11 protein-coding genes are annotated in these 12,062 nt (G+C 65.8%); 4 read left to right on the forward strand and 7 right to left on the reverse strand.

Going from position 1 to position 12,062, the window contains the following annotated elements:
- Positions 1-16: 16 nt before the first annotated feature.
- From ACWDXS_RS27235 to ACWDXS_RS27255, 5 genes are all read right to left on the reverse strand, one after another.
- Positions 17-982, reverse strand: coding sequence for a DUF389 domain-containing protein (locus ACWDXS_RS27235; RefSeq protein ID WP_449969858.1), 966 nt, complete (start codon positions 980-982; stop codon positions 17-19).
- A gap of 24 nt (positions 983-1,006) precedes the next feature.
- Complete coding sequence (locus ACWDXS_RS27240) at positions 1,007-1,666, reverse strand: GAP family protein (RefSeq protein WP_449969861.1); 660 nt, start codon at positions 1,664-1,666, stop codon at positions 1,007-1,009.
- Between the two features lies 1 nt (position 1,667).
- Positions 1,668-3,311: a SulP family inorganic anion transporter gene (locus tag ACWDXS_RS27245; RefSeq protein WP_449969864.1), complete on the reverse strand. Its 1,644-nt coding sequence runs from the start codon at positions 3,309-3,311 to the stop codon at positions 1,668-1,670.
- Positions 3,312-3,410: 99 nt separating this feature from the next.
- Positions 3,411-5,306 (reverse strand): alkyl/aryl-sulfatase, encoded by a 1,896-nt coding sequence (locus ACWDXS_RS27250; RefSeq protein WP_449969867.1) that lies wholly within the window; start codon positions 5,304-5,306, stop codon positions 3,411-3,413.
- 54 nt (positions 5,307-5,360) lie between these two features.
- Complete coding sequence (locus ACWDXS_RS27255) at positions 5,361-5,738, reverse strand: SHOCT domain-containing protein (RefSeq protein WP_378994671.1); 378 nt, start codon at positions 5,736-5,738, stop codon at positions 5,361-5,363.
- 183 nt (positions 5,739-5,921) lie between these two features.
- Between ACWDXS_RS27255 and ACWDXS_RS27260 the strand changes: the two genes are divergently transcribed.
- The gene (locus ACWDXS_RS27260; protein ID WP_449969872.1) at positions 5,922-6,368 is read left to right on the forward strand and encodes a DUF7144 family membrane protein; all 447 of its coding nucleotides are present in this window, start codon (positions 5,922-5,924) and stop codon (positions 6,366-6,368) included.
- Here ACWDXS_RS27260 and ACWDXS_RS27265 read toward each other — a convergent pair.
- Entirely contained in the window at positions 6,355-6,753 is a 399-nt protein-coding gene (locus ACWDXS_RS27265; RefSeq protein WP_387445318.1) for a nuclear transport factor 2 family protein, read from the reverse strand. The genes ACWDXS_RS27260 and ACWDXS_RS27265 overlap by 14 nt on opposite strands.
- 118 nt (positions 6,754-6,871) lie before the next feature.
- Positions 6,872-8,677: an alkyl/aryl-sulfatase gene (locus ACWDXS_RS27270; protein WP_449969876.1), complete on the reverse strand. Its 1,806-nt coding sequence runs from the start codon at positions 8,675-8,677 to the stop codon at positions 6,872-6,874.
- Positions 8,678-8,826: 149 nt separating this feature from the next.
- On the opposite strand from ACWDXS_RS27270, the gene ACWDXS_RS27275 reads away from it, so the two are divergent.
- The 3 genes from ACWDXS_RS27275 (at position 8,827) to ACWDXS_RS27285 (ending at position 11,997) form a co-directional block, all read left to right on the forward strand.
- Complete coding sequence (locus tag ACWDXS_RS27275; RefSeq protein WP_449969879.1) at positions 8,827-9,429, forward strand: GntR family transcriptional regulator; 603 nt, start codon at positions 8,827-8,829, stop codon at positions 9,427-9,429.
- A gap of 186 nt (positions 9,430-9,615) precedes the next feature.
- Complete coding sequence (locus ACWDXS_RS27280; protein ID WP_449969882.1) at positions 9,616-11,067, forward strand: MFS transporter; 1,452 nt, start codon at positions 9,616-9,618, stop codon at positions 11,065-11,067.
- Positions 11,068-11,079: 12 nt separating this feature from the next.
- Positions 11,080-11,997, forward strand: coding sequence for an ABC transporter substrate-binding protein (locus ACWDXS_RS27285; RefSeq protein ID WP_449969885.1), 918 nt, complete (start codon positions 11,080-11,082; stop codon positions 11,995-11,997).
- Positions 11,998-12,062 lie beyond the last annotated feature (65 nt).

Genomic DNA, 12,062 nt, shown 5'->3' on the forward strand with positions numbered 1-12,062 from the left:
GGGCGGCGGGTTGTGATCACTGCACACGACCACCGACCGTGTGGATGATGACCACCTTCGGGTCCCACGGCACGAGCTCGTCCACCTTCCGCTGCAACTCCTCGCGCGGCGGCAACTGCGCGGGGCCCAGCACCGAGACGGTCGCGATATCGCTGTGCAGGGTGACGTCCATGACCTGCGCGTCCGGAGTGTCCCGGAGCCAGTCGCCGGCCGCGTCGGCGATCTGACCGGTCCACAGAGTCGACAGCGAGTTGAGCACCATCGGGATCGCCACCAGCACCAGCGCCGCGCCGAGCACCAGGTAGGCCCTGCCTCGCCGCATCGTCGCCGGATCGGCCTCGCCCGCGTACCCGGCGATGAGCAGCACGATCGTCGACGTGATGATCATCGCGACCACATTCGACGCGAACAGCACGAACGCGCCACCGGCGAGGGCGGGTGCGTGCGATCCCAGGCACACCCCCACCACCCCGAGCGGCGGCACCAGCGAAATCGCGATCGCCACCCCGGGCAGCACATCGCCCACGTCACGCCGGGTGATCGCGATCGCCGCGACCAAGCCGGTCGCGATCGCCGCGGTCAGGTCCATCAATTTCGGCGAGGTCCGCCCCACGACCTGGGCGTTGGACAGCACATTCACCGGATTGGGCAGCACCTGCGCGAAGAGGAACCCCAGCGCGACCACCACCACGATCCCCGACAGGACCAGCAGCAGACTCCGGCCGAGCAACGGCCCGCGACCGGTCACCACGCCCAACGCGACACCCAGGATCGGTATCGACAGTGGCGCGACGATCATCGCGCCGATCACGGTCGCGGTGGAATCGCCGATGACGCCCGAAATAGCGATCACCGCCGACATCACCAGCATGATCCAGAACGCCGAGCGCTTCGACGAGACCTGGCCCACCGACAGATCCAGCTTGTCGGTCAGCTCGTCCATCGATCGACGTTGCTCCTGCGGGACAAGAAAGCTCAGCATGGCGGTCCTTTCCGAAAAGTCACCTCAGCCGGCGAGGTTGACGATGCCGCGAGCGGTGAACAGGGCACCGAATCCGAGCAGTACCGACAACGTCAGCATCCGGCTGTGGCTCAACATCCACGCCTGCGCGACCGCCAGACTGTGCTCGGCCCGTTCGCCCATCGCGAGATAGATCCCGATCGGAATCAGGAAGTCGACGACCGCCGCGACGAGCAGGATCGCGGTCGCCAACAGCGCGTCGGCCAGGCCGACGGCGGAGCTGGCGATCACGCTCATCCCCGACATCATGATGAACAGATTCGGGTTCAACACCCCGAGTACGACCCCGATCGCGAAGGCCTTGCGCGGGCCTGCGGTGGCGAGTTCATCGAGCACACGTGGCTTTTCGCCGGTGTTCCGGCGGGGCCGCACCAGCATGACGACGCCGAGAGCCAGAAAGATCAGACCGACCACGAGTCCGGCGATGTGGGAGGTCTGGGCCGTGGTAGCTCCCGGGTCCGGCGCACCGCCGATGCACGCGGCGAGCGCGACGATCGAATACACGACCAAGAACCCGAGCCCGAACATCGATGCGTTGCGCACCGGGTCGCGCGAGCGCAGCAACAGGACACAGCCGATCACCGCGCCCGGCGTGACCATCAATCCCACGATCTCCGGCAACAGCAATGCCATCAGTCCGCCCACGTCACGCCCTCCGCTCTCGGTGGATCCGAACCTCGGCATCGGCGTAGGCGGCAAGTGTCGACTCGCCGAGTGTGCTTGTCGCCGGGAAGAATTCGATGTGCAGGCCCTGTGCGTGCAGCAGGTCGTCGGTCCAGACGTCGCGAATGTGCGGGTCGACACCGCTGAGGTAGAGGCGGCCACCGAGCGAGTCCAGCCGGCGCGCGTAGTCGCCGACCACGTGCAGGAAGGTCGCGCTCACGCTCGTGCGCCCTCGCAGGCGCAGAATGACGACGGGCTCGTGCGCGCCGTCGGGGTCGGGCAGCTTGGCCTGCAGCGTGCGCGCGCCCGCGTAGAACAGGCTGCCGTAGACATCCAGGATCACGACCTCGTTGTCGGACAGTGAGGTCGGGGCCTTCGCCTCGACGAGATGCTCACCCTCGACCCGTAACCGCACCACCTTCAAATCGATGGCCTCCTGGTTCAGCTGCAGCAGCAGCGACAACCCGACCCCGACACCGACTGCCGCCGTCACGGGCAACAGCAGGGTGGCGAAGAAGGTCACCAGCAGCGCGATCCGTGAGATCGCGCCGCTGCTCCAGATGGCGACGAGGCGGTCCGGATCGATCGACCGCGCTGCGGCGACCATCAGTATCGCGGCCAGCGTGGGCAGCGGCACCCTGCCCACCGCCCCGGCCAGCGCGACCAGGATCACCAGAATCCAGAGCCCCGACCACATTCCGCCCCAGCGGCCACGCGCACCGGAGGAGACGTTGATCGCCGTCTGCCCCACCGATCCACCGACCGGCATCCCCCGAAACAACCCGGCGAAGACATTGCCGATGCCTTGCGCCGTGAAATCACGATCGACCGAGCTTCGCGTCCCGCCGGGGTTGGGTGCCGACTCCGCAACCCCGGCCCCCTGGACCAGCACGATCAGCGTCACCGCCAACGCCCCGGCGACCAACGACAGCGACAGCGTGCTCGAGTCCGGCAGGTGCGGCAGCGGAATCCCGGTGGGAATCTCGCCTGTGTCGGCGACCGTGCCGACTTCGCTCCAGCCGAAAGCGAGCACGACGATCATCGGCACCACCAAGGCGAACAGGGCGGCGACCGTGCGCAGCCGCGTGTGTGCCAACCCGATGAGCAGCATCATCGCGAGTACGCCGACAACGGCTGCCCGCCAGTCGAAGTCCAACGGATGCAGCACCACGTGCAGCGCCTTCTCCGCCGCGATCGACCCCCGCACCGGCGCACCGAGCAGACTCGGCAACTGGCCGAACAGGATGTTGGCCGAGATGCCGAGCAGGAACCCGGTCATCACCGAGTGTGAGACGAACCGGGTGTACTTGCCCAGCCGCAACATCGCGGCGACGATCATCATCGCGCCCGCGACCAGCGTCAACATCACGATGGCGCCCGACCGCTGATCCGGTTCGACATCGGTCAGGGTCGAACCCACCGCCAACGCGGACGCACTCGTCGTGGTGACCACCATCAGCTGCGTGCTGGTACCGAACCCGCCGAAGAATCGCCCGGCCATGCTCGCGTAGAGCCCGTGCACCGGACTCACCCCCGCGAGAACACCCGCCGCCATCCCGTCCGGCACCCCGCCGATCGCACCCGGAATCCCCGCGACGACATCGGCTTTCGACATGCGCTCGGTCACGAACCACCGTCGTACCCGCCGCACGATGTCAGTCACCGGTCCGCCGCCGCACCGTCGCCCTCGCGCCCATCGCAGCTCCTTCGACGGCGGACCGGTGGATCAGGGGGTGACGATCGCGAAATCCGGGTCGGGGGCGTCGAGGTAGCCGACCAGTTCGGCCAGCTTGGTGGGATCGCCCTCGGCGGTGACGCGACCGTCGCCGATCATCTTCGCCAGATCCTGGCCACCGAGCAGTGCCGCGCGCAGGTCCGCTTCGGTGAGCGTGAACGTCGCCTGGGCGGGCGGGGGCTCGCCTTCGACGTCGAAGTGCACGAGCAGTCCGTTGCGCAGCTCGGTGCGGTGCACCGTGCCGGAATCGGTGATGCGCCAATCGATGACGATCCTCGCGTCCCACGCGCGCGGGCCGTCGACGCGCAGCGCGATCGCGTCGAACAGCTGCTCCACGGAGAGGGCGGCGGAAATATCGGCCGACGACGTCGCCAGCGGAGTACCGACATTGCCGTTGCGCAATTCGTAGGCGCCCATCAGGAAGAAGTTGCGCCAGGTGCCGTTCTCCGCGCCGAAGCCGAGCTGTTCGAGCGTGTCGGCCTGTAGCGCTTTCGCCTCGGCATTATCGGGGTCGGCGAAGATGACGTAGTTGAGCACCTGGGCCACCCAGCGGAAGTCGCCCTCGTCGTAGGACTTTCGCGCCTTGGCGACGGCTTCGTCGGCACCGCCCATGAAATCCACATGGCGCCGGGCGTTCGCGACCGGCGGGTGCTGCCACAGCGTGGCGGGATTGCCGTCGAACCAGCCCATGTATCGCTGGTAGATCGCTTTGACATTGTGGCTCACCGACCCGTAATAGCCGTGGGTCGACCACGAGTTCACGACGGCGGGCGGCAAGGGCAGGTCCTCGGCGATCTCGATGCCGGTGGAGCCCTTGTTCAATGCCCGCAGAGTCTGGTCGTGGAGATAGCCGTAGAGATCGCGCTGTACCGAAAGGAATTCGGTCAGCCGATCGGTTCCCCAGGTCGGCCAATGGTGCGAGGCGAACACAACATCGGTGCGGGCGGCGTATCGGTTGATCGCCTGCGTGAGGTAACTCGACCACACGTGCGGATCGCGAACCAGCGCACCGCGCAATGTCAGCAGATTGTGCAGGGTGTGGGTGGCGTTCTCGGCCATGCACAGCGCCCGCCGGTCGGGGAAGTAGAAGTTCATCTCCGATGGCGCCTCGGTGCCCGGCGTCATCTGGAATTCGATGCTCACCCCGTCTACTGTCACGTTCTGCCCGGTGTGGTCGATGTAGACCGTCGGCGAGATCAAGGTCGGGGTACCGAGCGAATTCGTCGGCCCGAGGCCGGCACCGACCGACCCCTTCGGTCCGCGGGGAAGTGCGGCGCCGTACATATAGGCCGCCCGGCGCGCCATCGCGGTGCCCGCGTACACGTTTTCCTCGACCGCGTGTTCGGTGAAACCGACCGGCGCGATGATCGGGCAATGCCCGGCCGCCACCTCTTCTTCGGTGGTCACCCCCTTCACACCGCCGAAATGGTCGATATGGGAATGCGAATAGATCACTCCGGTCACCGGGCGGTCGCCGCGATGCTCGCGGTACAGCGCGAGCCCGGCGGCGGCGGTCTCCTCCGAGATCAGCGGATCGATCACGATCACGCCGGCGTCGCCTTCGACCAGCGTCATATTGGACAGATCGAATCCGCGGATCTGGAAGATGCCGTCGGTGACCTCGTACAGGCCTTGCTTCACACACAGTTGCGACTGCCGCCACAGACTCGGATTCACCGTGGGCGGGCACTCGCCGTCGAGGAACGAGTAGGCGTCGATGTCCCACACCACCTTGCCCGCGGCGTTCTTCACCACCCCCGGCGTCAGCGCCGCGACGAACCCACGCTCGGCATCGGCGAAATCCTGGTTGTCATCGAACGGTAGCGTGCGCAGCAACGTCTCGTTGTTGGCTTCGACGCTGGCCGAGGCATCCTGCTGACTGGTCATCAGATGGTGTTCCTGTCTATGAGCGACGCCGGATCGCGCAGTCGTTCGCGGATTTCAGGAGAGAGCCTTGGCCTTGAGTTGCTGGAATTCCGCCTCGGTGATGGCGCCGGCGTCGAGCAGCTTCTTCCCGTCGGCGATCTGGGCTGCGGAATTGGTGCCCGCGGCCTGCCTGATGTAATCGTCGGTCTCCGTGCGTGCCTGCTTCTGCGCTTCGGCGGTCCGTTCCGCCATGCCGCTACCGCGGAAGATCAGATACACCAGTCCGGTGATCAGCGGGAACAGGATCAGACACACCACCCACACCGCTTTCACCCAGCCCGAGGTGGACCGGTCCCGGAAAAGATCGGTCAGCAGGTAGAACATCAACATCAGGTAGGCGACAAAGCAGAAGCTCACAATGATGACCCAGAGAACGTCCCACACCGACGACATGATTCGACCTCACTTCTGTGATGCGTGACCACCGGGCGGCGGTTACGGTTCAACCCTTGCCGCCATCGTCGCGAAGCCCGTGCCCGCACACATCATCCGAATCGGGTGAATCCGTCCGCACCGCTCGACCTCACCCATAACGGGGGATCCGGATCGTCCCCGACAGCCCCTACCGTCGAATCCATGACGATCACCTCGCATCCCGTCCGCCAGGGTCTCGCGGCGGGCGTCACCATGCTCGCGGTGATCATGCTCCTGGTAGCAGGCACACTGAGCATCCTGCGCGGTATCGCCGACGTCACCGAGGACGAGCTATTCCTGATCCCGAGCGAATACAGCTACCAGCTCGACGTCAGCGCCTGGGGCTGGATCCACCTGGCGCTGGGTGTACTCCTCGTAGCCGTCGCCGTCGGGATGATTCTGACCGCGTCCTGGGCCCGTTTCGCTGCCTACTGTCTGGCCGCCCTCTCGATCATCGCCAATTTCCTGTCCCTGCCGTACTGCCCGTGGTGGTCGGTGATCATCATCGGCATCGACCTCGTCGTCATCTGGGCCATCTCCACCTGGAACCCCCGACCGAGTCTGAGCGTGCAGGTCGTCCCCGTGACCGAGATGGCTACGTCTTCGTAGCGGTGATCTGGGTCAACACGCAGCGCCATCGGCCGTCGGCGTGGATGAAGGCGTCGGTGGTCCATTCGTCGGCGTCGAATCGAATGCCCTGGTAGTGAGCGGTATTGGTGACCCTGGTCGTCAGCAGGGCGAGTTCGCCGTGGTAGCGGATTCTGGGCTCACCGACGCGCTCCATCGCCGAGTGTGTGAGGTCACCCGATCGGACGAAGGCCAGGAACTGTTCGGCGGTGGTCATGCCGTTCTCGGAGACCATGATCCACTCGTCGGCCATATAGGAGCCGATCCGGTCCGCGTCGTTGGCGACGATCGCCACCTGCCACTCGTCCAGAACGGCCAGGAGTTGGTCATCGACCGTGCGACCGGAAGAAGTTCGTGTTGTTGCCATGCGGCAACGCTAAGACTGGGCGCGGTCGGCGGTCTTGGACGAATGGAACGCGCTGCCCGCGGCCCTGACCGGCGATGCGGCCGCGCCCAGCTTCGGCGGCGGCCGCATCGACGCACGGTTACGGTGTCACGACCGCGAAATTCGGGTCGGGGGTGTCCAGGAGACCGAACAGTCGCTGGAGGACGCCGGGGTCGCCGGTGTGGTCGATCCCGGCCAAGCCCTTGCCCGCGAGAATGCCGAGTAGTTGTGGCTTGGTGAGAGTGACGGTGAGGTCGATATCGGCCTTGGACCGTGGGTCGGGCGTCTGGATGAGGACGCCGTTGGACAGGGTGAGACGCACGACAGAGTCCTGGTCGGTGAAATGCCATTCGATCCGGAACGAATCCTTCGCCGCGCGTGGACCGTTCACCCGGATGGCGATCGAGTCGAACAGCTGGTCCACCGACAGTGCCGCGGCCATCCCGCCGCCGAGGTCGAGCTCGGTCCGTTGGATTCCGTGCCGCAGTTCGTTGTCGCCGGTGAGGTAGAAGCAGCGCCAGGTGGCGTTCTCGGCCCCGAAGCCGAGTGTTCGATAGGTCTGGGCGAGTGCGTCTTTCGCGGCTTTGTTGTCCGGCTCGGCGAACACGGCATGGGTGAGCAGCTCAGCGGCGAAGCGCAGATCGCCCGCGTCGGCGTAGGCACGTCCCTTCTCGATCACCGCGTCGATGCCGCCGATGGTCTCGACGTACCGGACCGCTTTCGCCGTACGCGGGTGCTCCCAGAGCGAGGTCGGGTTCCCGTCGAACCAGCCGAGATAGCGCTGGTAGACCGCCTTGACGTTGTGGCTCACCGACCCGTAATAGCCACGGGCGCTCCACGCGTCGGCCAGGTTCGGCGACAACTCGAACTGTTCGGCGATCTCCGGGCCGTTGAGTCCCTCGTTCATCATCCGCAGTGTCTGATCGTGCAGGTACATGTACAGGTCGCGCTGCACCGACAGGAATCCCATGATGTTCTCGGCACCCCAGGTGGGCCAGTGGTGCGAGGCGAACGCGACATCGGCGTCGACGGCGAACATCTCGATCGCCTCGTCGATGTAGCGCGACCAGATCCGCGGATCGCGCACCTGCGCGCCGCGCAGGGTCAGCAGGTTGTGCAGATTGTGGGTCGCGTTCTCGGCGAGACAGAGGGCGCGGTGGCGGGGAAAATAGAAGTTCATCTCCGCGGGAGCCTCGGTGCCCGGGGTCATCTGGAAGACGATCGGCACGCCGTCGACGGTCTCCTGCTGGCCGGTACGCGTGATGTCGACGGTGGGCGGGATCAGGCCGAACGTGCCATGGGAGGCCTGGATGCCCAGCCCGGTGCTGCACTGGCCTTCGGGTCCGGGCGTCATCCCCATGCCGTACATGTAGGTGCCGCGCCGCGTCATCGCGACACCCGCATAGACGTTCTCCGAAACGGCCTCCGCCATGAAACCGGCCGGCGCGAGAATCGGCACGTCACCACGGCCGTCGGGCAGCACGCCGTCGACACCGCCGAAGTGGTCCCCGTGGGAGTGGGTATAGATGACACCGGTGACGGGCCGGTCGCCGCGCTCCTCGCGATACAACGCCAACCCGGCCGCCGCGCACTCGGCCGAGATGAGCGGATCGATCACGATGATGCCCGTATCGCCCTCGACGATCGTCATATTGGAGATGTCGAAACCACGGATCTGATAGATGCCGTCCACGACCTCGTACAGCCCGTTCTTCACACAGAGCTGGGCCTGCCGGAACAGACTCGGGTTGATCGTTTCCGGACACGGCCCGTCGAGGAACCCGTATCCGCTGGTGTCGAAAACGACCGTGCCGTCAGCCTTGGCGATCCGCATGGGCGTCAGGGTCTTGATGAACCCGCGATCAGCATTCTCGAAATCGGTGCGATCGTCGTAGTCCAATGCCATCGCAAATCAGCTCCTCAGCTCGGTCGACGCGTCGACTCGATGCTCGGCGCCCCGCAGGCTCGCCACCTCACCCGCAGCGGGTGAATTGCGCACGCGAGGTCGGCGGCGCCACGGCGGGGTCGTGTCGAGCATCCGCCTAAGCTGCGGGTGTGGCAGATCCGGTATCGGCTGAGAATTCGTCGGGAGACGCGATCGCGCGGGCGTTGCGCGCGGAGATCCTGGCCGGTCGGCTCGTAGCCGGGGAACGGCTGGTCGAGGAAGCCCTGGCGAAACGGTTCGGGGTGTCGAGGATTCCGGTACGCGAGGCACTGGCCCGGCTGCAGACCGAAGGTTTCGTCACCATCGTCCGCCATCGCGGTGCGACGGTGTCGTCGTCGTTGATCCACGACGGTCGCGAGCTACTTCAGGTGCGGCGGGGTCTCGAGGTGCTGGCGGCGCAGCTCGCGGCGGAAGGACGGGGTGGCGTGGTCGCGGACGACATCTCGCGGGTCGCCGACGGCGAGACGGACACGCAGACGCCGTTCCACGAGCTGGTCGCGACCGCCTCGGGCAACGAACAGCTGCGCGAGATGCTCGCCACGCTGAACCAGCGGGTGCAGTGGAGTCTCGGCCACAACCCGGAGACCTCGGCCGACGATCATCGCGCGGTGGCGATCGCGATCCGTAACGGAGCGGCGGTCCAGGCGGGCTATCTGATGGATGAGCACCTGCGCCGGGACGAACAATTCTTCTCGGCGGAGTTCGATCGTTAGCTACAGCCACTAGTTGTATACAGTCTAGCTGGATATATCGATGGCTTAACATGAAGTACGGGGAGCGAAACTCGTACGTCACAGGAACTGTATACAAATTAGGCAGTGCGATTCCAGTTCCACGCTGTAGTCGGCTCGCCGATACGACCGTTGTCGGCGTCACACTCCCGTACCCGGAGTTCCGACATGTCCCACACCGCCCCCGGCGAACTCACCGCCGTCACCGTCCCCTCTCCGTCGCCTGCCACCGAACCCGGAGTCTCCGCCGGGTTGTCCTCGGCCTTGGACCGCATCGGTTTCGGCCGAGTACAGATCGTCGTCATCTCGCTGCTGATGGCGGGCCTGTTCTTCGATTCACTGGAACAGAATTCGACCGGTGCGATGGGTCCGCTGCTGAAGGAATCCTTCGGCATCGACAACGCGCAGCTGACCATGATCAACACCGTCACTGTGCTCGGCGGCCTGGCCGGTCGACTCATCGGCGGCTACCTCGCCGACCGGTGGGGCAGGCGCGCCGCGCTGAGTCTGAACCTGCTCGTCTACACCCTCGGCGGCCTCGTCAGCGCGGTCGCGGTGAACTACGAGATGCTGCTCGCCAGCCGATTCGTCGTCGGCATCGGACTGGGTGGCGAATTCACCGTCGGGTTGGCGATTCTCGCCGAGATCGTGGCCACGCGTCATCGCGGCACACTGCTGGCGACGCTCAACATCTCCTCCGGTGGCATCGGCAACATCGCGTCGTTCGGGTTCTTCTGGCTGGTGCTCAGCCCGTTGAACAACGTCCTCGGCGGGAACGACAGCTCCTGGCGCTGGACCTACGTGATCCTGGCCGTGCCGGCCGTGCTGGTCGTGTTCTTCCGCCGCTACCTGCCCGAATCGCCACGGTTCCTGCTGTCGAAGGGCAACATTCACGCGGCGAACGTGAGCCTGTCGAAGCTGGGCAGCGGCAGTGTCGCCGGACTGCGTCATCCCGGCGTCGTCACCCCGTACGTCACCGAAGCCGACATTCCGGTTCCCACGAAGTCGTCCTATCTCACCGTCTTCCGGGGTCGCAATCTCCGCAACACCGTGGCCATCGGCGCTGCCTCCTGGATGTCGTTCGGCGCGCAGGTGACACTGCTGTTCCTGATGCCGATCCTGCTGGTATCGCGCGGATATTCGCTGTCGGACTCGCTGGCCTTCACGATGATCATGAATGTCGGCAGCCTGCTGGGCGCCTGCGCGGCGTCGTATCTCGCGGGCCGGGCGCCACGGCGCCGCACGGTGATGTCCGCCGCGGTGCTCGGCTGCGTCTCCGCGATCACCTTCGCCACTTTCGCGAACTCGACCGCGCTGATCCTGGTGCTGGGCATGATCTTCCAGTTCTTCACCATGATGCTCAACACCATGCTGTCGGTGTGGTCGCCGGAGCTGTTCCCGACTTCAGTCCGGGCCATGGGCACCTCGGTGGTCAACGGCATCGGCAATGTGGCCGGCGCTGTCATGCCGTTCGCCGCGCTGTTCTTCTTCGACCTCGCCGGCGTGCCCGGCGTGTTCTTCATGATCGCGGTCATGTACGCCCTGCTGGTGGTGGCCGCCCGATTCGGACCCGAAACCTTCGGTAAGTCACTCGAAGCCGTCACCGAACAACCCCGCTGAGGAGCCGACCCCATGCTCGACCTGACGATATCCGCGACCGCACACGGCTTGAACTACCTGCCGGAGTACTACGCCGATCACCTCGGCCTGTTCGCGGAGCACAACGTGAAAGTCACTGCGACAGCGAAGGATCCCTGGACAGGGGTGCTCGACGATCTCGACAGCGGAGCGGCGGATATCGCCCTGGGCGGGCTGTGGGTACCCGGGATGTACTGGGGAACTCCGCGCGAACTCACGGTGTTCGCCCAGCTCAACCACCAGTTCCCCAAGGCGCTGGTGACCCGTCCCGGTACCGGTGCCATCGACTGGGCCGATCTCACCGGCCGCACCGTCCTCGCGCCGGGGATCGGCGGCAGCGCCCCGTACGCCTTCACCGCGGGACTGATCCGCGAGTCAGGCGTCGACCCCGCGGGCATCACCTTCCTGCGTGATCTGTCCACCCCGATGTTCGTCGAACTGTTCGAGGCCGGGCTCGGTGATGCGATCGTCCTCGATATGACCACCGCGCAAGTGCTGCAGGACAATGGAACCGGCACCATCGCGATCGACTACGCCGAAGTCGGCGGTCTCGGCCCGAACAGTGTCTATTACTGCCGGACCGACCGCGTCGAGGAGCTCTTCGACCGGCTCGTCGGCTTCACCTCGGCTCTGGGCGAGTCGATGCGGCGGTTGCGGACGACGACGGTCCCTGAGCTCGAGCCACTGCTCACAGAGCACTGGCCCCACCTCGCCCCGGCGACCCTGGCTCGCTCCTGCGAGCGCATCAAGGATTCTCGAACCTGGGACACTGTGCGCATCGACGCCGAGGCCAGCGACCGATGGATGCGAATTCTCCACCAGGAAAGAATGGTTCGCACACCACCCCCGTTCGCAGAACTCGTCGACACGCGCATCGTCGACAGCGCCGAGCTCACCGTGGCGTACAGATAGCGCGCTGGTCAGCTGCGTGGGCGTCCCGGATTTCGGGGGTTCCCGCAGCTGACCGGCAGTGCTGG

The organism is Nocardia sp. NPDC003183, assembly GCF_053590715.1.